The following is a 22,273-nucleotide window of genomic DNA, read 5'->3' on the forward strand; positions in this document are numbered from 1 at the left end:
GAGCGGTGGACGGGCTCTGCCGGGCCATCCGCCGTACGCGACTTTCAGTGGTACTTGAGCCTATCGATGAGTCGTTGGAAGTCGCGATGGCTCATGATGAGGTTGGCGCCATCCGGGTCCTTGCTGTCACGGATGGCTATGGTTTTCAGAGTGCCGGCGATTTCTACGCAGGCATCGCCGCTTTCATTGCTGCGAGATGATTTCCGCCATTGTGCTTCGTTCACGTCGTTTCACCACCCACTGATCAGCGACCCATGGAATTAGAGTTCCTTGAGGGTGCGCGCGAAGTGCTGGAAGTCGCTCTTGTTGATAATGAGCTTGGGACCTTCTGGGTCCTTGTTATCACGGAGCGCCACAGCGCTCGGGGCTCCGGCTACCTCGACGCAGTTGTCATTCTGAACCGTGCTGCGCGAAGCCTTACGCCACGCTGCTTCGTTGATGTTCAAGCTTCCAACTGCTCCGCTGGGTAATCGATTTTCCTGGCTAGAGGGTCTTTAGGGCGCTTGTGAAGTGCTGGAATGCGCTGACGCTGAGAGCGAGCGTGGGGCCGTTGGGGTCCTTGCTGTCACGGATAACGATGACGGCATTGATAGATGCTAGCTCAATGCACGCATCTCCCTCCTCGTGACTCCTTGAGGCTTTGCGCCAGATTTCGCCCGTCAGCTCCATTTTTCTGCAATTACCTTTCTGATTAATGTTCGCGAGTCCGCGGTATTAAGTGCCTTCGCGTTCAATGTATGCATCACCGTGCTTATTCTTGTTAGGTCGGATGGATCGCGAGTTATCTCACCTCCAGTCGCCTTGACGATGTAGGCCACCTCGCTTCGGTCTGGCAAGGTGGCAATACAGAATGATGCCCGTGCGTCTCGAAAGTGAGCCGTCATGGCTATCTGTATAAATATTCCTTCTTGGAGTGACAACTCGATCAGGTACTTGAGTTGCTCGCGCATAATCTCTTTCGATCCAATCTGCCGATAGAGTATGCTCTCCTCCAAGACCACGCTAATCATCGGACGTGGCTGTCGACACAAAAGCTTCTGACGCCCCATCCTGGTGGCAAGCGCCTCGTCGTCGATGAGTACGACACGAGCATACGCCTCCGTCTGGAACAGGCCATAGACGAGATGTGTCTCATACACTCGGATTTGGTCGGCCGATGCCTCTGCCTTCGGGAACGCCACGAAGTGGGTTGGGTACCTGACCTGCTTGATCTGCTCCAAGAGGTCGTCCCATGCTTCGACGATCTTGCCACTGGCATTGAGGACGTGGTCGACGCGCTCGGCGAAGTCTCGGCGGCACTTCGTCCGCCCACACTCGACGTGGCTGACGTAGGACCGCGCGACATTGACCAGATCCGCTAGCTGGCCTTGCTTCAGGCCAGCGGCCTCGCGGCATCGTTTGACGACGGTTCCGAATCCCACGAGCTCAGGGTCGATCTTTGGGCGTCCGCTACCAGATGGGGGCATTGCTGCTCTCCTTCTCGATGCTAGTAGCGGTTTAGTTGCCGCTACTCGGAAGTGTCTAATGCACGACTCTCCTGAGATTTTAAGACTTCCTGTGGCCTGATGGTGTTCGTTCGATGACAGAGGGTGATAGTGGCGGGTACTTCCGGTTTGGTGGGTTGGGCCCGTTTGCGATCAGCCTGCCGTTCAAGCTGGAGGGGTTTACCGATGTCAGCGGTACTTCTTGCGCCTGAGACACCGGCGATCGTGCTGGAACCGTCCGACCAAGCGCCTGCGCAAGCGCGGCGCCACCTCACCGAGCGATTCCGGGAGCTGGGGCACACCGATGACTTCGTCGGGCGGCTCGTGGTTACCGAATTGGTGACCAACGCCTACAAGCACGTCGGTATCGGGCACATCATTGTCCGCGTCTTTCCGGACGCGCACCTGCCCATGATCGTGATCGAGGTCTGGGACAAGAGCGCCGCGGTTCCCGTCGTCCAGGAGGAGGGCGAGGAGGCCGAGTGCGGGCGCGGCCTTCTGCTGTTGGCGGAGCTCGTCCACGACTGGGGCGTCCGGCCGCTCAACGAGGAGGGCAAGATCGTATGGGCCCGTTGCGCCCGCTGAACGTCCCGGTGGGCCGCCACCTCCTGCGGTGGCGGACCCGCCTGGGCCGCGCCACGGGCATCCGGTACCTCGATCTGCTTGCGTCCGCCATCGCCCCGAGGGGCTACCGGCACGTCAAGCTTTACCAGGCCGCCGAGTTCCCCGGCAGTCCGCCGCTCCTGTGGGTCTTCGCGTTCAGCCCGGACGACCACGTCCGCGTCGCCGTGACCGTTCGCGCCGTACCGGGTGGGAGCTGGGCCTACTACGAGGCCGGGCGCGGTAGGTACGGCTACCTCTGTCCCTGCGGTGACGTCAAGCACGCCGCCGACCAGGTGGACGGGCTCCTCAAACACCGCATGTATCCGTCCACCTGGTAGTTGGGGGGATCACGATGACCTGCGGTCCCGAGCCGCATATGCGTCCGGCAAGCCGCTTGGAACTGGACCTCGACATCGATCAGGCATTGGAGGACCTTCACCGCGGTTCGTTATGGGCGCTGCTCCCGAACCGTCTTCTTGATGCCAGGACTGCTGCTGAGCTGGCCTGCCAGCTCCAGGATGCCCTCAGACGGCCCGAACCCGGACTCGTCGTGTACCGCCCTGTCCCGTCGTCCCGCCGCCCGGACGGCACCTGGACCGCACCCAGACTCCCGATCCGGAGGACCACGCGTCGGAAGAGGCGGCCCAGCCGCGTCCGCCGCTGGTTTCTGGCGATCTTCTTTTATCTGGCCCCGGCGTTGTCGCTTCGGTGACAACCGCTCTGGGGGGTATTCCTTCTGAAGGTCTGCCCTTCCGGCTGGTCCTCGCCTCGCGGCTCTGGATGCGGGGAGCTGCGGCTTCGCTTCGGTTCCGGTCGGTGGAGGGCGCGGATAATGCGTCGCCACGCGGGTGTGGGCGCGTTTACTCTCACCCGGATGACTGAAGATCTTCTGGCCGCCTATGACGAGTATCTGCGTGGGACGGGTGTGCCAGCGCAGGGTGCATGGGTCGAACAGGACGGTCCGCTGTTGCGGGTCGTCGGCGAGTATCGCGGGTTCGTTACCGGGCCGCGTGACCTGTCCGGGTATGACGTCGACGCTCTGATCGCCGCGCAGATCGCCTTCTTCGGCGCCCGCGGCGAGGGCGTGGAGTGGAAGGCCCGTGGTCACGATCTGCCCGGTGACCTCCCGGTCCGGCTGCGAGCCGCCGGATTCGTCGCCGAGCCGACCGAGACCGTCGTGATCGGGCGTATGGTCGAGATGCCGCCCGTTCAGGACGACCCCGAAGGCGTGGTGATTCGCCGGGTCGGCGCCGAGGCGATCCCCGCCATCGTGGCGATGAAGTCGCAGGTGTGGAACCGCGACTGTGGCTACGTCGGTGACCATCTACGGGGACTGCTGGCGGTCGAGCCCGATCGCTTGGCCATCTTCACGGCGGAGGCCGCGGGGCAGGTCGTCGCCGCGGCATGGGTGAAGCTCGGTGAGGACGGGATCTTCGCGTCACTTTGGGGTGGGTCGACGCTGAAGGCGTGGCGGGGGCGCGGCATTTACCGGGCACTCGTGGCCGTCCGAGCGCGTCTGGCCGCCGAACACGGCTACCAGTATTTGCAGGTCGACGCGTCCGACGACAGCCGTCCCATCTTGGAGGGCCTCAACTTCACCGCCGTCACCACCACGACCCCCTTCGTCTGGTCCCCGCCGCGTTGACCGTCCTACCGCCAGTGGGCAGCGGTGGACGCTGCGTCCGTGACACGTGGCGTGGCGCGGGTCGTGGCGGCGGTTGTCGATCAGTTCACCCCCGGTGGGCATGAGGGGCGTAACTTCGGGGCCTGGTTACTGTGGCCTTGCATGACGCATGCGCAGGTTGAGATCACCGCGGAGTTGGTACGGGATCTGCTTCGTGCCCAGCATCCCGACCTGGCCGATCTTCCGGTGCGGCTCGGCGCGCGGGGCTGGGACAACCAGTTGTGGCGGCTCGGGGACGACCTCGCCGTCCGGTTGCCCTGGGCGACGGAATCCGCGGACGAGTTGCTGCGCAAGGAGCACGCCTGGCTGCCCGTTCTGGCGTCTCACCTTCCGTTGCCGATTCCTGTCCCGCAGCGGCTCGGTGAGCCTTCCGCGCTGTTTCCGCGTCCCTGGATTGTTACCACCTGGGTGCCGGGGATCCCCGCTGACCGGGCGCCCGTCACGCGGGGCGAGGAAGCGGCCGTCGCGTTGGCCGCGTTTCTGACGGCGCTGCACCGGCCCGCTCCGGAGCGGGCCCCTGCTGGTCGGGGACGTGGGGGGCCGCTGGTCGATCACTCCGAAGGGTTCGTCCGGCAGCTCGCGTCGGCCACCGAACTCGGGCTGGTCCCCGACCCTGACGCCGTTCGCGCGGTTTGGGAGGACGCGGTTGCTGCGCCTGGCTGGGACGGGCCGCAGGTCTGGCTTCATGGTGACCTACATGTGGCCAACGTCCTCACCGAGGGCGGCGCCCTCTGCGGGGTCGTCGACTTCGGTGACCTTCTCGCGGGCGACCCCGCCGTCGATCTCGCCGCCGCGTGGACTCTGCTGCCGGACGGCGCCGCCGACCGTTTCCACGCCGCCTACCAGCCGACACCGGACACCGCGACGCTGCGCCGCGCCCGCGGGTGGGCCGTAGGTCGCGCGCTTGCTTGCATCCTCATCGCAGACGCCGGTGTTCGCGGCCGACCCGGCGGTAAACCCACGTGGGGGCCGCCCGCTCAAGCAGCACTACGACGCCTCACCGCCCGGTGACGCTCGTCGGTTCAGTCGAGGAGGCGGCGGGCCAGAATCGTGGCGCCCTTCACCGCTGCGTCCTCCAGGTTCGAGAACAGGAGGCGGGGGGACGGGCGGAACTTCAGGCGGACGACCAGGCGGGTTTCCAGCGGGGTGAGGAGGGCCGTTCCGGCTTTGGCGAGGCCGCCGCCCAGGACGACGAGGTCCGGGTCCAGGAGGAGGGTCGTGGCGGCCAGGCCGTCCGCGAGGGCGTCCAGGGCCTCTGACCAGATCCGCCGCGCCTTTTCCTCGTTGTTCTCGGCGCGGGAAATGACCTCTTCCGCCGGGACGTTCTCACCGTAGCGGCGGGAGATGGCGGCGGCGGAGGCGTAGGTTTCCAGGCAGCCCCGGTTGCCGCAGGCGCAGTCCTCGCCATTCGGGCGGACGACGACATGGCCTATTTCGCCGCTCCATCCCGCGACACCCGGATACGGAGTGTTGTTGATGACGAGGGCGGCGGCAATGCCGGTGCCTATGGCCATGAAAACGAAATCGTGCGCGTCGCGGCCCGCGCCGAGGACGGCTTCCGCGAGGGCGCCGGTGCGGACGTCGTGGCCGATGGCCACGGGGATGCCCAGGCGTTCCTCCGCCAGGGCCCGCATCGGGACGTTCCGCCAGCCCAGATTCGCGGAGTGGAGGGCGGTGCCGGTCGGTTCGTCCACGATGCCGGGGACGACGATTCCGGCGGCGCGGGCGGGGGAGCCGAGGGTGGTCGCGTGGACGGCGAGGTCGGCGGCGAAGTCGAGGATTCCGCCCACCGGGTCGGTCCGGTCGGTGGGGCGGAATTCCGTCACGAGGGTTTTGGAGTCGTCGGTCAGCGCGGCCTTCATTGTGGTGCCGCCGACGTCCAGGCCGATCACCGTCATGTGGCGGCGCCTGGCTGCCGAACGCCCAAGGGACGGCGTTTCACAGCGGTTCCCATGGTCGGGAATCGTTCACACGGCATCGCAACCCCCGTCCGCCCCAATGGTTCTGTGCGCGTTCAAAGGAAGTGCGCTACCTGATCGCTCAACGACATAAACGCCCGGTGTGGTGATGAAGATATGCAACTGGTCCGTACCAGTTCAAGTACCCGATTTACCGGGCGGCCGCGTCGTGGCCTGTGTGGTCGGTGAGGGGGTGGGGTGGTCTGGTGTCCATCCTGGGCTGGTTCGACCCCTGTGGCGGACGTGTCGAAACGCGGTCCTGGGCGGTTGTCGGAGGGCGTGGCCCGATGTGGCCATCCCCACGTCTGGCCTGCGACCTGTTTTGCCGCTGCTTGACCGGGTAACCCGGCGCCGTACCGAGCCGGACGACGAGGTGAAGGGGACATGAGCTTTCGGTTGGGGCTGCGCAAGGCCATCGCCGCGTGGACGATCCGGCGGATCGTCCGGCGGCTGGAACGCGCCGTCCGGCGTCTGGTGGCCAGGGTCGAGGAGCGGGGCGGACCGCTCCTGAAGGGTGTGCTGGCCGGAGTCAGGGCGCTGTACGGGGGCAAGTCCCCCCTCCGTGCGCTGCTGAGCTTCGGATGGACGGCCCTCAAGGAGGTCCTCGCCCGGATCTTCGGGCGGAACCGCAAGCCGACCAACATCGTGGAGCAGATCGACGTGGGCGCCCCCTGCCGGCTCGTCTACGACCAGTGGACGCGGTTCGAGGACTTCCCGTCCTTCATGAAGAAGGTCGAGAGCGTCGAGCAGGTGTCGGACGAGAAGTTGAACTGGAAGGCGAAGGTCTTCTGGTCGAGCCGGACGTGGGAGTCGACGATCGTCGAGCAGGTCCCCGACGAGCACATCGTGTGGCGGTCGAAGGGCTCGAAGGGGCATGTGGACGGGACGGTCAGCTTCCACGAGCTGTCACCGGACCTGACCCGCGTGCTGCTCGTCCTCGAATATCACCCCCGGGGTCTCTTCGAGCGGGTCGGAAACCTGTGGCGGGCCCAGGGTCGTCGCGTCCGGCTTGAGCTGAAGCATTTCCGCCGTCATGTGATGACGCAGTCGCTGGCCCGGCCGGACGAGGTCGAGGGCTGGCGCGGCGAGATTCGCGACGGCGAGATCGTCACAACATCGGAGTGAGGAAGCGGAACATGAAACGTGGAAGTCGGTCGCCCGTCAACACCATCACGAAGCGGCTGCCGGGCGGTCGTAAGAAGCGGCTGCCAGGCATCGGCGGCGTCGCGAAGAACGTGCCCGCAGGTCGGGCCGTCGGCACCACCGGCGGCGTCCTGCTGGGCGTCGGCGCGGCCGTCGCCGCGGGCCGCGCGCTCAACGAGCGTCGCAACGGTCACGGTCCCTCCGACGCCGACGCGAAAGAGGACAAGGGCGCCAAGAACTCGAAGAACTCCAAGAACGCCAAGAACTCCAAGAAGGACGCCGACAAGGACCAGTCCGCCGAGGAGTCCGGGCCAGGACTGCTGGAGCGCCTGAAGGACGCCGTTCCCGGCACCGGCCAGAACGGTCAGGACGCGCAGAAGGGCCGTGGCCAGGGCGGCGGCAAGAAGGTGAAGGTCACCAACATCGTCGAGCACATCGACATCGGTGCGCCGCGCCGCCTCGTCTACGACCAGTGGACGCAGTTCCAGGACTACCCGTCCTTCATGAAGAAGGTCGAGAGCGTCGAACAGCCGACGGACGAGAAGCTGAACTGGAAGGCGAAGGTCTTCTGGTCCAGCCGGACGTGGGAGTCGACGATCATCGAGCAGGCCCCCGACGAGCACATCGTGTGGCGGTCCAAGGGCTCGAAGGGCCACGTGGACGGGACGGTCAGCTTCCACGAGCTGTCGCCGAACCTGACCCGCGTGCTGCTCGTCCTCGAATACCACCCGCAGGGACTCTTCGAGCGGACCGGGAACCTGTGGCGTGCCCAGGGCCGTCGCGTCCGGCTTGAGCTGAAGCACTTCCGCCGGTACGTGATGACGCGGTCGCTGGCCCGCCCGGACGAGGTCGAGGGCTGGCGCGGCGAGATCCGCGACAGCGAGGTCGTCCGGACGCACGAAGAGGCGCTGGACGACGACAAGCGCGACCGCAAGGAGAAGGAAGAGTACGAAGAGGCCCGCTGAGGCCGATCGAAGCCGGGACGGCCACGGTACGCGAATTCGCGTACCGTGGCCGTCCCGGCTTTGTGCTCTTCTGGTCGGGGAGACGCCGGAGGCCTGGCGTCTGCGTTCTTCTCTACAGTTTCGGAACTGTCAGATGGGCGGCCGGAAAACGGGGCGAGGGGCTCCACTGCGCCATTTCAGATCACTTTGAGCCGCAGGGCTTTAGCTGAGTGCAGAGTCCCCGTCGCCCGCTCGATGGAGGGGCAGGCGGTCTGAATTGAAAGCAATTGCGAGGTAAAGGGGCGTATCGGGTCTAGTGTCCGGTGTTGTTGAAGGTTCGATGGTGACACGCGTGCCGTGAGGTGTGAATCTCGTGCGGACGAGCCAGGAGATCATGGCCGGGCCGTTACTCGATCAAGGCGGACGGCGGGTTCGGCCGATGCGGCGCGGCGGGCGCCGTCCTTGCGGGACTCACCCCTCGTGACCGCCGACCGCCCAACCTCGGAGTTCTGCCCACTCTGCGTGGTCGCTAATGTCCTCAACCCCAATCCGGACAGGCCCTAATTTCATGCCTATGGCGCGCGACGAAGACCGGGTCTAGGTTTGCTGGCACGCGCCCCAGCGCGCGTGCCAGTCGCCAAGGGGAGTGAAAAGAGTCGTTCCGCCGAAAGGAGAGACAGGCCGATGACGGATGGCATGCCCGGTCCGGTACAGGGGCCTGAAACGAAGATCAATACTGACATTCCGCAGTCCGCCCGAATCTGGAACTACTGGCTCGGCGGCACCGACAACTACGAGGTCGACCGGCTCGCCGGTGACCAGTACGTCGCGCTGTATCCCGGCATCGTGGACATCGCTCGCGCCGGACGCTACTTCATGGACCGTGCGATCCGCTTCCTCGCCTCCGAGCACGGCATCCGCCAGTTCATGGACTGCGGGACCGGCCTGCCGACTCTCGACAACACCCACGAGATGGCCCAGCGCGCCGCCCCCGACGCCAGGGTCGTCTACGTCGACAACGACCCGCTCGTCCTCGCGCACGCCCGCGCCCTGATGGCCGAGGGCAGCACCGCCTACATCGACTGCGATCTGCACGACCCGAAAACGATCATGCAGGAGGCCTCCAGCATCCTGGACCTCGACCGGCCCGTCGGACTCATGATCATCGGAGTGATGGGGCACATCGTCGATCCGGAGGAGGCGTACGCGGTCGTCCACGGGCTGATGGCGCCGCTGGCGCCCGGCAGCTTCCTCATCCTGCACGACTCCACCGACCAGAACGACGCGTTCAACGCTGCCCAGCGCGCCTACGACGAGACCGGCGCCACCCCCTTCCGGCTGCGGAGCCCCGACTACATCGCCGGGTACTTCGACGGCCTGGAGATAGTGAAGCCGGGACTCGTCACGAGCGGTGCCTGGCGTCCGGAGGTGGGCGTCGAGGTCACGGAGCTTCCGACCCTGTGCGGAGTGGGCCGCAAACCCTGATCACCACGGCGTACCCGAGACGCCGCAATGGCGCGCCGTACCAGATTTCATTATATGAAAGACCTTTCCCGGAACACCGCTCACCATTCGTTGCCGGTGCGTTACGCGCAGGTATAATCGATTTCTTGTTCATGTCGCCCCTGAATGGGAGTCCCCCCTTGGCCTCCGTCACCGGCACCATGCAGTCGATCGCCGTCCACGGTGATCCGCTCGTCCCCAGGTTGTTGCTGGGACGGGCTCTTCGCGCGATGCGGGACGAGGCCGGGATCACCCGGCGGGACGCGGCGAAGGTGCTCGGCGGCACCAACTCCAAGGTCGGGCGGCTGGAACTCGGCCGCTCCGGGGTCTCGGCACGCGACGTGGCGGCGCTTCTCACCCTCTACGGCGCGGACGACGACGAACGCACGACCCTGCTGGCGCTCGCGGAACAGACGACGGCGCGGCCGTGGTGGCACGCCGACGGCGACATAATCCCGGCGTGGGCCCGGTCCTACTTCACCGCCGAGCAGGCCGCCAAGCTCGTCCGCACGTTCGAACCGCAGTACGTCCCCGGCCTGCTCCAGGAAGAGAACTACGCCCGCGCGCTGATCCGCTCCCACTTCCCCGAGGAGGAGGCCGAGCGGCGCGTCGAGCTCCGGATGCGGCGGCAGCGCGTCCTGCGCCGCCGTCCGCGTCCGCTCAACCTGTGGGTCGTGCTGGACGAACGGGCGCTGTGGCGCCCCATCGGCGGCCCGGCCACGATGCGCGCGCAGATCCGGCACATCATCGAGGTGTGCAAGCGGCCGAACGTCACCGTCCAGATCGCGCCGCAAGGCATCTGCGGACGGGTCGGGGGCGGCGGGCCGCTCACCCTCGTCCGGTTCCCGCAGCAGGGCCTCCAGGACATGGTCTACCTGGAACGCGCCGACACCGCGGTGTACCCGGTCCGCCGCTCCGAGGTCGAACGGCACTGGCACGTCTTCAACACCCTGGTCACCGAGGCGGCACCGCCCGATCGCACCTCCCGGATCCTGGCCGGGATCCTCGGCCACTACCACTACTGACCGTTTCCGCCGGTCACCGGCCCTTTTCGGTCGTAACCCGAAGTCGGTGAGCCGCCGTTCGGGGAAGACCGGCGGCGAACGCCGATCACGGATGGCGACGATCACATATTCACGTCTGACCACATCCGGTCTATATTCGATAACGACGGATATTCGCCAGGGTCGGCGCGGTTGACAGGGGACGCACGCCGCATGACCCTCGTTGCCCGTGGTCGCCGGGCGGTCACCTGGTTACCGGGCAGGTTCGAACGCCTCGTACGCCGCTGTCCTCAAAGGAAGCCATGTCCGTCAGCGACCGTTTGTGGAACGAAAAAGAGGAACGCCGGTCCCGCGACGAACGGCAGACGGGGGAGAACTTCCCCGTCGCCTCCCGCCTGTTGCCCGCACGTCACCGCGCGCATCTGCTGAACGTGTACGGCTACGCCCGGCTCGTGGACGACATCGGCGACGAGGCGCCGCCCGGCGAGCGGACGGCACTGCTCGACCTCGTCGAACGTGACCTCGACCGGATCTACGCGGGCGAGGAGCCCGAACTTCCCGCGATGCGCGACCTCGCCGCCACGGTCACCGGCCTCGACATTCCGGCGGGACCGTTCCGACGCCTCCTGCGGGCCAACCGCCAGGACCAGGAGGTCTTCCGGTACGAGACGTTCGACGACCTGCTCGCGTACTGCACCCTGTCCGCCGACCCGGTCGGGCACATCGTCCTGCACGTGTTCGGGGCCGCCACCCCGGACCGGCTCCCCCTCTCCGACAAGGTCTGCACGGCCCTCCAGATCATCGAGCACTGCCAGGACGTCGGCGAGGACCACCGCAATGGCAGGATCTACCTGCCGCAGGACGACCTGCGCCGGTTCGGCTGCGTCGAGAGCGACCTCGCCCGCTCCGTCACCCCGACGCGGCTGCGCGGAGTCGTGGCACTCCAGGCGGCGCGGGCGAGGGAGATGCTGAACGAGGGCGCGGCGCTCGCTCCCCGGCTGCACGGATTCGCGCGGGTCGCCGTCGCCGGTTACGTCGCCGGTGGTCTCGCGGCACTGGCGGCACTGGACCGTGGCGCCTACGACGTCCTGGCGAGGGCGTCACGGCCGAAAAAGACGCGACTGTTCGTGGAGTGGTCGCGGACAATGGGTGTTTCTCAGACTCGGTGGGCGCGCACAGACCAGGCCCCCGCCCGGACACTCCGGACGAAGGGCTCTGCACTGAGAAGGAGATGAGCAGTCCTAATGGACGAAGCCAGCGCATATCGGCACTGCGAGAGCGTTGTCCGTTCGCAGGCGCGTAACTTCTCGTACGGAATCCGGCTGCTTCCCACGCCCAAGCGGCGCGCGCTGAGCGCGGTCTACGCGTTCGCCCGGCGGATCGACGACATCGGCGACGACCATGACGCCCCGGCCGAGACCCGGCTCGCGAGACTCGCGGACGAGCGCGCCCGGCTCACCGACCTGCTCGACGACCCGGACGCCCATCCGTCCGACCCCGTGCTGGTGGCGCTGGCGGACGCGGCACGCCACCACCCGATCCCGCTGGACGCGTTCGGCGAGCTCATCGACGGCTGCGAGGCCGACGTCCGCGGCGCGACCTACGACACGTTCGACGACCTGCTCTGGTACTGCCGGTGCGTCGCCGGTGCCGTCGGACGCCTGTCGCTCGGCGTGTTCGGCACGTCCGACCCGGACACGGCCGTTCCCCGCGCGGACGCGCTCGGCGTCGCGCTCCAGCTCACGAACATCCTGCGGGACGTCCGAGAGGACGCGCTCAACGGCCGCGTCTACCTGCCCGCCAAAGACCTCGCTCGGTTCGGGTGCACGCTGCGGCTGGACGAGTCCGGGCGGTTCACCGACCCGCCCGAGCACCTCGTCTCGCTCGTCCGGTTCCAGGCGTCCCGCGCTTCCGAATGGTACGAGACCGGGCTGAAGCTGTTGCCGATGCTGGACCGGCGCAGCGCCGCCTGCGCGGGTGCGATGGCGGGCATCTACCGGCAACTGCTGAAACGCATCACGGCGGATCCGCTCGCGGCACTGGGCTCCAGGACGTCGCTGCCGACATGGGAGAAGGCCGCCGTGTCCGCCATCGCGATGTCGGGGCTCCACCGATGACGGCCGCCGGGGGAACGGACGGGACCGAAGGAAGCCCGGGGCACGTCGCGATCGTCGGCGGCGGTCTCGCCGGGATCACGGCGGCGCTGGCCCTCCAGGAGGCCGGGCTGCGAGCGACGATCTACGAGGCGCGTCCCCGGCTCGGCGGCGCCACGCACTCCTTCGACCGCGCCGTCGACGGTCGTGAACTCACCGTCGACAACGGGCAGCACGTCTTCCTGCGATGCTGCACCGCCTACCAGGGGTTGCTGCGCAGGCTCGGCGCGACGGACCGCGTCCGCGTCCAGGACCGCTTCGACGTCCGCGTCCTCACCCCTGACGGCCGTGGCGGGCGGCTCCGCCGCGCCAAGGCCCCGGGGCCGCTGCACCTGCTGCCCGCGCTCGCCCGCTACGCGCCGCTCAGCCCGTCCGAACGGCTCCGCGCCGTCGCCGCGTCGCTGGCCCTCGACCGGCTCGATCCGGATGACCCGGCGCTCGACCGGGTCGCGATGGGCGACTGGCTCGCCGACCACGGCCAGTCGCCCCGGGCCCGGCACGCGCTGTGGGAACTGTTCGTCACCGCCGCGCTCAACATCCGGCTGGACGAGGCCGCGCTCGGACCCGCCGCGATGGTGTGCCAGACGGCGCTGCTCGGCCGGTCGGACGCGGCGGACATCGGCGTCCCGACCGTTCCGCTCGGCGAGCTGCACGGCACGATCGCGGCGGCGAGGATCGAGGAGGGCGGGGGCCGGGTCCGGCTCGGCGCGAAGGTCACGGCGATCGAGGACGGGCCGAAGCTCGTGGTGAACGGCTCCCCGGTCGGCGCGGACGCCGTCGTCGTCGCGGTGCCGCACCGGGTGGCGTCGTCCCTCGTCCCGGCCGAGGCGTGCCCCGACCGGGCGGGCTGGGCGGGTCTCGGCTCCAGCCCGATCGTGAACGTCCACGTCGTCTACGACCGGCCCGTCCTGGAGGAGCCGTTCGTCGCGGCCGTCGACTCGCCCGTGCAATGGGTCTTCGACCGGACGGCGATCAGCGGCCTCGGCGCCGGACGCGCCGGCGGCCAGTACCTGGCGGTGTCGGTGTCTGCGGCGGACCGCTGGATCGACACGCCGACCGCGGAACTGCGCGAGGTCTACGTTCCCGAGCTGGCGCGGCTGCTCCCCGCCGCCCGCCGCGCCCGCGTCACCGACTTCTTCGTGACACGGGAACGGCACGCCACTTTCCGTCAGAGCCCCGGCACCGGCGCGCTGCGTCCCGCGTCCGCGACCCGGCTGCCGTGGCTGTTCCTCGCCGGCGCGTGGACCGAAACGGGCTGGCCCGACACGATGGAGGGAGCAGTGCGCAGTGGTCTCAGCGCCGCCCGGCTGGTCCGGCGGCACCTGGACGAGACGAAACGGCCCCCGGGCGGCGCGGGGGTGACGCCGCGATGACCGCCGTCCCGGCCTCGATCACCGACGGGCGGGCGCTGGTGGACGCGGCGATGCGCGCGTCCGCCGAACGGCTCGACCCGTGGACCCGCCGCGTCGTCGCCTACCACCTCGGCTGGACCGACGAGCACGGCCGTCCGGCCGCCGCGGGCGGGAAGGCGCTGCGTCCCGCGCTGGCGCTGCTGTCGGCCCGCGCCGCCGCCACCCCGCAGGAGACGGCGCTGCCCGGCGCGGTCGCCGTCGAGTTCGTGCACGCGTTCTCGCTGCTGCACGACGACATCATGGACGGCGACCGGACCCGTAGGCACCGTCCCGCCGCGTGGACGGTGTTCGGCCCGTCCGCCGCCATCCTCGGCGGTGACGCGCTGCTGGCCCTGTCGGAGGAACTGCTGCTGGACGAGCAGACCCGGGGCGCGCACTGGGCGGCGCGGGCCCTGACCGCCGCGACGCAGCGGCTCATCTCCGGCCAGGCGTTCGACCTCGGGTTCGAGCAGCGGGGCGACGTCACCCTCGACGAGTGCCTGACGATGGCGGCCGACAAGACCGGCGCGCTGCTCGCCTGCGCCTGCTCGATCGGCGCGATGCTCGGCGAGGGCCCGACCCGGCTGGTCACCGCGCTCGCCGAGTTCGGCGCGGAGATGGGTTTGGCGTTCCAGCTCGTGGACGACCTGCTCGGCATCTGGGGCAGCCCCGGCACGACCGGCAAACCGGTGCTGTCGGACCTTCGGGCCCGCAAGAAGTCGCTGCCCGCCGTGTACGCGCTGACCGCCGGGACCGCCGAGTCGGACCGTCTCGCCGAACTGTACGCGGCGCCGGAGCCGCCGTCCGAGGACGACCTGCGGGAGATGGCGCGGCTCGTCGAGGCCGCCGGGGGACGGGACTGGGCCGCGGCGGAGGCCGACCGCCGTGTCGCGTCGGCGGAGAAGCATCTCGCCGACTCCGGCATGGACGACGCCGTCCGCGCCGAGTTCCGCGACGTCGCGCGCTTCGTCACGTCCCGGGACCACTGAGATCGGAGGTATCGATGACCACGACCGAGATGTCAGGTCTCGCCGGTGCCGCCGCTGCCGCCGCCGGCGCGGCCCGCGCCCATCTGCTCGGCCTCCAGTCACCCGAGGGCTGGTGGCGCGGCGAGTTGCAGACGAACGTGACGATGGACGCCGAGGACCTCCTCCTCCGCCAGTTCCTCGGAATCCGCTCGGACGACGAGACCCGGGACGCGGCGCGCTGGATCCGGTCGCAGCAGCGGCCCGACGGGACCTGGGCGAACTTCCACGGCGGGCCGCCCGAGCTGAGCACGACGGTCGAGGCGTACATCGCGTTGCGCCTCGCCGGCGATCCCGTCGACGCCGACCACATGCGCCGGGCCGCGGCGTACGCGCGGGACGCGGGCGGCATCGAGGGGACGCGCGTGTTCACGCGGGTGTGGCTGGCGCTGTTCGGGCAGTGGTCGTGGGACGACCTGCCCGTCATGCCCCCCGAGATGATCTACCTGCCGGCGCGGTTCCCGCTGAACGTGTACGACTGGGCCTGCTGGGCGCGGCAGACGATCGTGCCGCTGACGGTGCTGGGGGCGTTGCGGCCCGTGCGGGCGTTGCCGTTCGACCTGCCGGAGCTGCGCGGCGGCGTCCGGCCGGTGAAGAAGGAAAGAGGCTGGGGCCGGTTCTTCGAGGGGCTCGACCGGGTTCTGCACGTCTACCAGAAGCGTCCGGTGCGGGCGCTGCGGGCGGCGGCGATCCGCCGGGCCGCCGACTGGATCATCGCGCGGCAGGAGGCGGACGGCTGCTGGGGCGGGATCCAGCCGCCGTGGGTGTACTCGCTGATGGCGCTGCACGAACTCGGCTACGGCCTCGATCATCCGATCATCCGGCGCGGACTCGACGGGTTGGAACGGTTCACGATCCGGGACGAGCGGGGGCGGCGCCTGGAGGCGTGCCAGTCCCCGGTCTGGGACACGGCACTGGCCGTGAACGCGCTCGGCGACGCGGGCGTCCCGGCGGACGATCCCGCCCTGCTCCGCGCCGCCGCCTGGCTCGCCGGGGAGGAGGTCCGCGGGCCGGGTGACTGGTCGGTGCGGCGGCCGGGCGTCCCGCCGGGCGGCTGGGCGTTCGAGTTCGACAACGACGTCTACCCCGACACCGACGACACCGCTGAGGTGATCCTCGCGCTGCGGAAGGTCGACTTCCCGGACGCGAAGGAGCCGGTCGAACGGGCCGTCCGGTGGTTGGAGGGCATGGCGTCCCGCGACGGCGGCTACGGCGCCTTCGACGCCGACAACACCCGGGAACTGTGCACGAAGCTGCCGTTCTGCGACTTCGGCGCCGTCATCGACCCGCCGTCCGCGGACGTCACCGCGCACGTCGTCGAGGCGCTCTGCGGGGAGGGGCTCGCCGAGTCGGCCGTCGTCAAACGCGCCGTCGTGTGGCTGCTGAGGGTCCAGGAGGGCGACGGCTCGTGGTTCGGACGCTGGGGCGCCAACCACGTGTACGGGACGGGCAGCGTCGTCCCGGCGCTGGTCGCGGCGGGCGTCCGCCGGGACGGGCCCCCGATCCGCCGCGCGGTGGCGTGGCTGGAACGGCACCAGAACGACGACGGCGGCTGGGGCGAGGACCTGCGCTCCTACGACGACCCCGCCTGGATCGGGCGGGGCGAGTCCACGGCGTCGCAGACGGCGTGGGCGCTGCTGGCGCTGCTCGCCGCCGGGGAACGCTCCCCGGCCGTGGACGCCGGGATCCGGTGGCTCGTCGACCACCAGCGCCCGGACGGCACCTGGGACGAGGACCGGTTCACCGGCACCGGATTCCCCGGCGACTTCTACATCAACTATCACCTCTACCGGCTGGTCTTCCCGATCAGCGCCCTCGGGCGCTACCTCTCGTCCGTCCAGACGAATGGGACCACCGAATTGGCAAGGCCCAAGGAGGTCAGAACACCATGAGCATGCCGATACGCCAGAGCGTACGCATCGGAAGCTACATTCTCCGCAACAAGCTGCGCGGCAGGGACAAGTTCCCCCTCATCGTCGAACTCGAACCGCTCTTCGCGTGCAACCTCGCCTGCGCGGGCTGCGGCAAGATCCAGCATCCGCACGACGTGCTGAAAAGGCGGATGCCCGTCGAGCAGGCCGTCGCCGCCCTCAAGGAATGCGGTGCCCCGATGGTGTCGATCGCGGGCGGCGAACCGCTCATGCATCCGCAGATCGACGTACTCGTCAACGAGCTGATCAAGATGAGGAAGTTCGTGTTCCTGTGCACGAACGCGCTGCTCATCCCCAGGAAGCTCGACAAGTTCAAGCCGTCGCCGTATTTCGCGTGGGCGGTGCACATCGACGGGTTGAAGGAACGGCACGACGAATCCGTCTGCAAGGAGGGCGTCTTCGACGACGCGGTCGCCGCCATCAAGGAATGCCAGCGGCGCGGATTCCGCGTCACCACCAACACGACGTTCTTCAACACCGACACGCCGCAGACGGTCATCGACGTCCTCAACTATCTCAACGACGACCTCAAGGTCGACGAGATGATGATCTCGCCCGCGTACGCGTACGAGAAGGCGCCCGACCAGGAGCACTTCCTCGGCGTCCAGGAGACCCGGGAACTGTTCCGGAAGGCGTTCGGCGACGGGAACCGGAAACGCTGGCGGTTCAACCACTCGCCGCTTTTCCTGGACTTCCTGGAAGGCAAGGTCGACTTCCCGTGCACGGCCTGGGCGATCCCGTCGTACTCCCTGTTCGGCTGGCAGCGTCCCTGCTACCTGATGTCGGACGGCTACGCCCAGAGCTACCGGGAGCTTCTGGACGAGACCGACTGGGACGCCTACGGCCGGGGCCGAGACCCGCGCTGCGCCAACTGCATGGCGCACTGCGGCTACGAACCCACGGCCGTGTTCAGCACCATCGGCTCCCTGAAGGAGTCGCTGCGGGCGATCCGGGAGAAGTGACGCCGGTCACGTCGACGATTGACGTCCGGTGACGGTTGGCCGTAAGCGGCCACCCATCGGAGGGCGTTCCTGTGCTGGGCTGGAACGGGGGCCGTGCGCGGACCGGGCTCAACCGCGGCGGCATGCCGGAGAGCGCGGTGAGAACGGCGAGGAGGTCCGATGGGCATTCGGTACAGCCTGTACGACTACGCCACACACGACGACCCCTACCCGGTGTACGAGCAGTTACGGGACCACGCTCCCGTCTACCGCAACGACGCCGAGGACTTCTGGGCCCTGTCCCGGCACGAGGACGTGGTCACGGCGTACCGCGACTTCCGGCGGTTCTCCAACGCCAACGGGATCCTGATCGACCCGTCGGCGTGGGGTCCGCAGGCCCGCGAGCACGAGTCCTTCTTGGCGATGGACCCGCCGGAGCACACCCGCGTCCGGGGTCTGGTGTTCCGGGCGTTCACGCCACGGCGCATCGCCGCGCTGGAAACTCAGATCCGGAAGATCGCCCGTGGGCACCTCGACCGGGCGCTGGAGAAGACCTCCTTCGACTTCGTCGAGGACTTCGCCGCGCTGCTCCCGATGGACGTCATCTCCGAACTCGTCGGCGTCCCCGAGGCCGACCGCGCCGAGGTCCGGCGGCTCGCGCACCTGGTCCTCCAGCACGAGGAGGGCGTCCACGACATGACGGTCGCCGGACGCGAGGCGATCGGCGCGCAGATCGCCTACTTCCGTGACCTGGTCGTGGAACGCCGCCGCGAGCGGCGCGACGACCTGGCGTCGGCGCTGCTGACGGCCGCCGAGGGCGACGACCACCTGACCGAGGCCGAGATCGTCGGGGTGCTGGCCCTGATCGCCGGTGCCGGGAACGAGACGACCACCCACCTGCTCTCCGGCGCGTGGTACTGCGCCTGGCGGCATCTGGACCGTCCGTCCGCCGCGTTCGACCGGATCGGCCCGTGGATCGAGGAGACCCTGCGGCTGGAGTCGCCCGCGCAGGGCACCGCGCGCACGGTGACGGAGGAGTTCACGCTGCACGGCGTGACCGTCCCGGCGAACGCCCGGATGCAGTTGCTGATCGGGTCAGCCAACCGCGACCCGCGCGTGTTCGCGGACCCGGATCGCTTCGACCTCGGCCGCGACAACACGTCCAAGATCAGCTTCGGGTCGGGGCGGCACTACTGCATCGGCGCGAACCTGGCGCGGCTGGAGGCGCGGGTCGCGTTGGAGGAGCTCACCGCCCGGGTCGCCGACTACGACATCGACGAGTCCGGGGCCCGCCGGGCGCGGACGCCGACCGTGCGGGGCTTCACCGCCCTGCCGACTACGGTGACGCCGCGGCCGTCCCGGGGCTGAGTTCGGGGGCGCGGACCGGCTCGACCCGAGCCGGCGGCTCCTCGACGGTGAGCGGGATCTCGGCGGTGAGCACGTACGAGTCGTCCAGTGTCTCGCCCTTGAGGAACCCGCCCACGGCCCGGACGCGGAAGGCGAGGTTGTCGAGTCCCGCGCCCGGCGGCAGCGCGGTCGGCCGGACGCCGTCGTTCCGCAGCCGCAGCCGCACCCGGGAACCGATGACGGCCACGTCGAGGGCGCAGTGGTCCCCGTCGCTGTGCCGCAGGACGTTGGTGACGCCCTCCCGCAGCACGGTCGCGAGCACGGTGCTCTGCTCGGTGGTGAGCCGTGGCGTGTCCACGGTCCCGTCCACGGCGAAACCCGCGGTCGCGAGGATGGCCCTGGCCGACGCGACCTCGTCCTCCAGGGCCACCTCGCGGTACCCGGTCGCGACGATCTCGATGTCGGCGAGCGCCTGGCGGGCCGCCGCGAGCCCGTCGTCCAGTTCCTGGAGGGCCCGCGCCTCGTCCCGGTCGAGCATGCGCAGCGCCAGCTCGCTCTTCAGGACGATGACCGACAGGGTGAACCCGAGAAGGTCGTGCAGGTCGCGGGCGAACCGGAGGCGTTCGCGGGCGACCTCCACGGTCGCCAGGCGCAGGCGGGCGTCGCGCAGCTCCCGGACGAGCCGTCCCATCCGCGCGAAACCGTAGATGACCAGGGCGCGTTCGGCCATCCACACCATCCCGTACGTCTGGTCGACGACCGTGGCGCCCTCGATCGTGAAGTCCAGGAGCAGGAGGGTCAGCAGATCCTGGGCGATCAGCGGGACGGTCACGGCCCAGCGCACCCAGCCGCGCAGCAGGACGAGCGTCAGCGCGGGCAGGTAGAGGCTCGCGTACCAGACCTGATGGTCGAACACGAGCTCCGGTGCGAGCGCGACGACGAACGCGGCGGCGAGGGCGGGCCGCCACAGGCGGGGCCGTCCGTCGTCGTCACCGTTCCGGACGCACCACAGGAACAACCCCAGGAAGACGGCCAGCGAACCCAGGTACAGCGCGATCTCGCCGGTGGACGCGTCCGCCTGGGCGATCGACCTGATCGGGCTGCTGAGCACCAGCAATGACACGGCGGCCACGCCGAGCCCGGTCACGACGGTCGCCGTCAGGTCGCACGCCACGGGCCGCGGCGCCGGGGCGCCGTCCCGGTGTGAATGGGCGACCGACCGGGTCTCGTTCAGCGCCGACCTGGCCAGGGCCAGGCGGTCGGTCAGGAGGTCCCGGGCGTTCGGCGCCCCGGGAGACGTCCGGGCCGCCTCGCCGTCGCGGACGATCGCCTCCAGGCTGTGTCCGACTCGCTCGTTGAGCTGCTGCGCGAACGCCAACCGCTCCCGGGCGACCTCGGCGTCGGCCAGCGCCGTCCTGGTCCTCTCCATGTCTCCGACGAGATCCGCGAACCGCGCGACCCCGTAGAGCGCGACGCCGACGAACGCCGCGTGCCCGATGGCCAGGTAGGCGGCCTCCCACACGGTGGGACGGACGCCGAGCCCGGAGACGAACTGGACGACGACGATGAGCGCGAACCCGGCCCACGCCGCCGCGACCGGGCGGATCAGCAGCAGCACGGCGGCGGCGAGGAACCCCGTGTTCCCGTACCACGTGCTCGCGAACAGGTGCAGCCCGACGCCGGTGAACACGGCCTGCGCGGCGAGCGTCCACTGCCACGCCCTCGGCCGCCGCCCGTCGGCCGTCCGGACGCAGTTGTACAGGTGCAGCAGGAGCAGGCTCGCCAGCAGCCCGCACCCGAGCGCCTTCAGGTGCGCCGGGTCGTCGGACCGGGAGATGCCGATGAAACCGCCATAGGAGAACCCGACACTGACGACGACCGCGACAAGACGCGCGAGCCTGAACGCCGACCACATACGCCGCAACCTAGCCGAATTCGTGCAGATCAGCATAGAGATAACGTGCTTTCCGGGGGCCCGCGACGTCGGGTCGATGATTCGCGCGCCGAGCCCGTGGGCCATGGGACGGGTGGCCGACCGGGAGAGTGCCTTTCGTCACAACCCGAGCACCAAGATCGGCCTCTTGCCCGACCGGTGGCCGAGAGGCGACCGGTCGATGATCGGAAGCGGGTTCGACGACGCCCCGCCCGCCGCCCTCGTCGCGGCGCGAGGGAGGGTCCTACACCGACGCCGGTCGTTCTCTCTCGAACCGGTCCACGCGCCGGCGGCTCCGTGAACGAGTACTTTATGTCAAGTGCATTCACACTGAAAAGTTGTATGACTGTCAGATCTGTCCCAAAGTAGCTGACCAGTTTACGTTAAGGGGGCTTTCGAATTCCAAGGAAAAGGAGCTGTTCATGCTCACCCGACGCATCCTCACCACGGTCGGTGCCGCGCTGGTCCTGGGGGTCTCCGGGACGGCTCTTCCCGCCACGACGACCAGCGCGTCCGGCGGCGAACCCGCCGCTGCCATCATCGGCGGAAGCTCCGTAACCGATGCCCAGGCGCCTTGGGGCGCCGCGGTCTACCTCAACGGGGAGTTCTACTGCTCCGGCACCATAATCGCCCCGACCTGGGTCCTCACCGCCGCCGAGTGCCTTGGGGCCAACCTGACGGTCCGTGTCGGTAATGTCATCCGGAAGCAGGCGACCGAGATCGAGGTGGAGGATGTCCGAACGGTGCCGATGGCCGATATCGCGCTGTTGCGCTTGGCCACCGCCTATGAGACGACCTATGCGCAGCTCGCCGATAACGATCCGCCGGTCGGCTCGATAAACCAAATCTGCGGGTGGGGCGCTCCCTCCTTCAACATACCGCCCACGGAAGACCTCAGATGTGGGACGGTCCGCGTGACCGTGGTCTCCGGCACGTGCACCGACACGTTCGACGGTCCGGCGATCTGCTCCGTGAACGACCGCGGCGTCGCTTGGCGCGGCGATGACGGCGGCCCGCAGTTCTACGAGGGACGCCAGGTCGGCGTTTGCTCCTGGAAGGACGGCCGGTGGAATCAGAAGTACACGAGCGTGGCCGCGAACCGCGACTGGATCCGTTCGGTGGCGGGTGTCTGAACGACCAGTCCTCCCGGAACGGCCGGCCGGGTATCACCGGCGGGGCGTTCCCCCGTTCTGAGAACGATCGAAAATCGCGATTCGTCCAGGATCGGT

The 22,273-nt window shown here is 68.9% G+C and carries 22 protein-coding genes; 16 read left to right on the top strand and 6 right to left on the bottom strand.

Annotated elements, in window-relative coordinates; genetic code table 11:
* Positions 1 to 44 precede the first annotated feature (44 nt).
* From D0T12_RS08290 to D0T12_RS08305, 4 genes are read right to left on the bottom strand one after another with little or no spacing between them, the layout of a single operon-like run.
* Positions 45 to 224, bottom strand: coding sequence for a DUF397 domain-containing protein (locus D0T12_RS08290; RefSeq protein WP_117398837.1), 180 nt, complete (start codon positions 222 to 224; stop codon positions 45 to 47).
* Between the two features lie 36 nt (positions 225 to 260).
* The gene (locus tag D0T12_RS08295; protein ID WP_117398838.1) at positions 261 to 446 is read right to left on the bottom strand and encodes a DUF397 domain-containing protein; all 186 of its coding nucleotides are present in this window, start codon (positions 444 to 446) and stop codon (positions 261 to 263) included.
* A 37-nt stretch (positions 447 to 483) separates the two neighbouring features.
* Positions 484 to 669, bottom strand: coding sequence for a DUF397 domain-containing protein (locus D0T12_RS08300; protein WP_117398839.1), 186 nt, complete (start codon positions 667 to 669; stop codon positions 484 to 486).
* Positions 660 to 1,421 (bottom strand): helix-turn-helix domain-containing protein, encoded by a 762-nt coding sequence (locus D0T12_RS08305; RefSeq protein ID WP_158581447.1) that lies wholly within the window; start codon positions 1,419 to 1,421, stop codon positions 660 to 662. Before D0T12_RS08305 ends, D0T12_RS08300 begins: the two co-directional genes overlap by 10 nt.
* A gap of 249 nt (positions 1,422 to 1,670) precedes the next feature.
* Between D0T12_RS08305 and D0T12_RS08310 the strand changes: the two genes are divergently transcribed.
* The 4 genes from D0T12_RS08310 (at position 1,671) to D0T12_RS08325 (ending at position 4,782) form a co-directional block, all read left to right on the top strand.
* Positions 1,671 to 2,069, top strand: coding sequence for an ATP-binding protein (locus D0T12_RS08310; RefSeq protein WP_117398841.1), 399 nt, complete (start codon positions 1,671 to 1,673; stop codon positions 2,067 to 2,069).
* Positions 2,048 to 2,425, top strand: a complete 378-nt coding sequence (locus D0T12_RS08315; protein ID WP_117398842.1) for a hypothetical protein — start codon at positions 2,048 to 2,050, stop codon at positions 2,423 to 2,425. The genes D0T12_RS08310 and D0T12_RS08315 overlap by 22 nt, the downstream gene beginning before the upstream one ends.
* A 536-nt stretch (positions 2,426 to 2,961) precedes the next feature.
* Positions 2,962 to 3,732, top strand: coding sequence for a GNAT family N-acetyltransferase (locus D0T12_RS08320; protein WP_117398843.1), 771 nt, complete (start codon positions 2,962 to 2,964; stop codon positions 3,730 to 3,732).
* A 141-nt stretch (positions 3,733 to 3,873) separates the two neighbouring features.
* Complete coding sequence (locus D0T12_RS08325) at positions 3,874 to 4,782, top strand: aminoglycoside phosphotransferase family protein (RefSeq protein ID WP_117399003.1); 909 nt, start codon at positions 3,874 to 3,876, stop codon at positions 4,780 to 4,782.
* A gap of 11 nt (positions 4,783 to 4,793) precedes the next feature.
* On the opposite strand, the gene D0T12_RS08330 is transcribed toward D0T12_RS08325, so the two are convergent.
* Positions 4,794 to 5,669, bottom strand: a complete 876-nt coding sequence (locus tag D0T12_RS08330; RefSeq protein ID WP_117398844.1) for an ROK family protein — start codon at positions 5,667 to 5,669, stop codon at positions 4,794 to 4,796.
* Positions 5,670 to 6,113: 444 nt separating this feature from the next.
* On the opposite strand from D0T12_RS08330, the gene D0T12_RS08335 reads away from it, so the two are divergent.
* The 11 genes from D0T12_RS08335 to D0T12_RS08385 all read left to right on the top strand — a co-directional run bounded on the left by D0T12_RS08335 (position 6,114) and on the right by D0T12_RS08385 (position 19,132).
* On the top strand, positions 6,114 to 6,854 hold the full coding sequence (locus D0T12_RS08335; RefSeq protein ID WP_199487347.1) for an SRPBCC family protein: 741 nt from the start codon (positions 6,114 to 6,116) through the stop codon (positions 6,852 to 6,854).
* A gap of 11 nt (positions 6,855 to 6,865) precedes the next feature.
* Complete coding sequence (locus D0T12_RS08340; RefSeq protein WP_199487348.1) at positions 6,866 to 7,837, top strand: SRPBCC family protein; 972 nt, start codon at positions 6,866 to 6,868, stop codon at positions 7,835 to 7,837.
* 663 nt (positions 7,838 to 8,500) lie between these two features.
* Positions 8,501 to 9,301, top strand: coding sequence for an SAM-dependent methyltransferase (locus tag D0T12_RS08345; RefSeq protein WP_117398845.1), 801 nt, complete (start codon positions 8,501 to 8,503; stop codon positions 9,299 to 9,301).
* A gap of 158 nt (positions 9,302 to 9,459) precedes the next feature.
* Positions 9,460 to 10,344: a helix-turn-helix domain-containing protein gene (locus D0T12_RS08350; protein WP_233525907.1), complete on the top strand. Its 885-nt coding sequence runs from the start codon at positions 9,460 to 9,462 to the stop codon at positions 10,342 to 10,344.
* Positions 10,345 to 10,625: 281 nt separating this feature from the next.
* Entirely contained in the window at positions 10,626 to 11,558 is a 933-nt protein-coding gene (hpnC, locus tag D0T12_RS08355) for a squalene synthase HpnC (protein WP_117398846.1), read from the top strand.
* Positions 11,559 to 11,567: 9 nt separating this feature from the next.
* Complete coding sequence (gene hpnD, locus D0T12_RS08360; RefSeq protein WP_117398847.1) at positions 11,568 to 12,440, top strand: presqualene diphosphate synthase HpnD; 873 nt, start codon at positions 11,568 to 11,570, stop codon at positions 12,438 to 12,440.
* The gene (hpnE, locus tag D0T12_RS08365; protein ID WP_117398848.1) at positions 12,437 to 13,849 is read left to right on the top strand and encodes a hydroxysqualene dehydroxylase HpnE; all 1,413 of its coding nucleotides are present in this window, start codon (positions 12,437 to 12,439) and stop codon (positions 13,847 to 13,849) included. Before hpnD ends, hpnE begins: the two co-directional genes overlap by 4 nt.
* Positions 13,846 to 14,856: a polyprenyl synthetase family protein gene (locus D0T12_RS08370; RefSeq protein WP_117398849.1), complete on the top strand. Its 1,011-nt coding sequence runs from the start codon at positions 13,846 to 13,848 to the stop codon at positions 14,854 to 14,856. The genes hpnE and D0T12_RS08370 overlap by 4 nt, the downstream gene beginning before the upstream one ends.
* Before the next feature lie 14 nt (positions 14,857 to 14,870).
* Entirely contained in the window at positions 14,871 to 16,784 is a 1,914-nt protein-coding gene (gene shc, locus D0T12_RS08375) for a squalene--hopene cyclase (RefSeq protein WP_117398850.1), read from the top strand.
* Positions 16,781 to 17,785: an adenosyl-hopene transferase HpnH gene (gene hpnH, locus D0T12_RS08380; RefSeq protein WP_117398851.1), complete on the top strand. Its 1,005-nt coding sequence runs from the start codon at positions 16,781 to 16,783 to the stop codon at positions 17,783 to 17,785. The genes shc and hpnH overlap by 4 nt, the downstream gene beginning before the upstream one ends.
* A gap of 159 nt (positions 17,786 to 17,944) precedes the next feature.
* Positions 17,945 to 19,132 carry a cytochrome P450 gene (locus tag D0T12_RS08385; protein WP_117398852.1) on the top strand — a complete coding sequence of 396 codons (1,188 nt, stop codon included), beginning with the start codon at positions 17,945 to 17,947 and terminating at the stop codon, positions 19,130 to 19,132.
* On the opposite strand, the gene D0T12_RS08390 is transcribed toward D0T12_RS08385, so the two are convergent.
* On the bottom strand, positions 19,101 to 21,026 hold the full coding sequence (locus tag D0T12_RS08390) for a sensor histidine kinase (protein ID WP_158581448.1): 1,926 nt from the start codon (positions 21,024 to 21,026) through the stop codon (positions 19,101 to 19,103). The genes D0T12_RS08385 and D0T12_RS08390 overlap by 32 nt on opposite strands.
* A gap of 440 nt (positions 21,027 to 21,466) precedes the next feature.
* Between D0T12_RS08390 and D0T12_RS08400 the strand changes: the two genes are divergently transcribed.
* Positions 21,467 to 22,177: a S1 family peptidase gene (locus tag D0T12_RS08400; RefSeq protein ID WP_117398855.1), complete on the top strand. Its 711-nt coding sequence runs from the start codon at positions 21,467 to 21,469 to the stop codon at positions 22,175 to 22,177.
* Positions 22,178 to 22,273: the final 96 nt, after the last annotated feature.

The organism is Actinomadura spongiicola (assembly GCF_003432485.1).
Lineage (GTDB): Bacteria > Actinomycetota > Actinomycetes > Streptosporangiales > Streptosporangiaceae > Spirillospora > Spirillospora spongiicola.

Coding starts and splice junctions, on each gene's coding strand:
- D0T12_RS08300 (WP_117398839.1), bottom strand. CDS start 669: ATGGAGCTGACGGGCGAAATCTGGCGCAAAGCCTCAAGGAGTCACGAG.
- D0T12_RS08310 (WP_117398841.1), top strand. CDS start 1,671: ATGTCAGCGGTACTTCTTGCGCCTGAGACACCGGCGATCGTGCTGGAA.
- D0T12_RS08315 (WP_117398842.1), top strand. CDS start 2,048: ATGGGCCCGTTGCGCCCGCTGAACGTCCCGGTGGGCCGCCACCTCCTG.
- D0T12_RS08320 (WP_117398843.1), top strand. CDS start 2,962: ATGACTGAAGATCTTCTGGCCGCCTATGACGAGTATCTGCGTGGGACG.
- D0T12_RS08325 (WP_117399003.1), top strand. CDS start 3,874: ATGACGCATGCGCAGGTTGAGATCACCGCGGAGTTGGTACGGGATCTG.
- D0T12_RS08330 (WP_117398844.1), bottom strand. CDS start 5,669: ATGACGGTGATCGGCCTGGACGTCGGCGGCACCACAATGAAGGCCGCG.
- D0T12_RS08335 (WP_199487347.1), top strand. CDS start 6,114: ATGAGCTTTCGGTTGGGGCTGCGCAAGGCCATCGCCGCGTGGACGATC.
- D0T12_RS08340 (WP_199487348.1), top strand. CDS start 6,866: ATGAAACGTGGAAGTCGGTCGCCCGTCAACACCATCACGAAGCGGCTG.
- D0T12_RS08345 (WP_117398845.1), top strand. CDS start 8,501: ATGACGGATGGCATGCCCGGTCCGGTACAGGGGCCTGAAACGAAGATC.
- hpnC (WP_117398846.1), top strand. CDS start 10,626: ATGTCCGTCAGCGACCGTTTGTGGAACGAAAAAGAGGAACGCCGGTCC.
- hpnD (WP_117398847.1), top strand. CDS start 11,568: ATGGACGAAGCCAGCGCATATCGGCACTGCGAGAGCGTTGTCCGTTCG.
- hpnE (WP_117398848.1), top strand. CDS start 12,437: ATGACGGCCGCCGGGGGAACGGACGGGACCGAAGGAAGCCCGGGGCAC.
- D0T12_RS08370 (WP_117398849.1), top strand. CDS start 13,846: ATGACCGCCGTCCCGGCCTCGATCACCGACGGGCGGGCGCTGGTGGAC.
- shc (WP_117398850.1), top strand. CDS start 14,871: ATGACCACGACCGAGATGTCAGGTCTCGCCGGTGCCGCCGCTGCCGCC.
- hpnH (WP_117398851.1), top strand. CDS start 16,781: ATGAGCATGCCGATACGCCAGAGCGTACGCATCGGAAGCTACATTCTC.
- D0T12_RS08385 (WP_117398852.1), top strand. CDS start 17,945: ATGGGCATTCGGTACAGCCTGTACGACTACGCCACACACGACGACCCC.
- D0T12_RS08390 (WP_158581448.1), bottom strand. CDS start 21,026: ATGTGGTCGGCGTTCAGGCTCGCGCGTCTTGTCGCGGTCGTCGTCAGT.
- D0T12_RS08400 (WP_117398855.1), top strand. CDS start 21,467: ATGCTCACCCGACGCATCCTCACCACGGTCGGTGCCGCGCTGGTCCTG.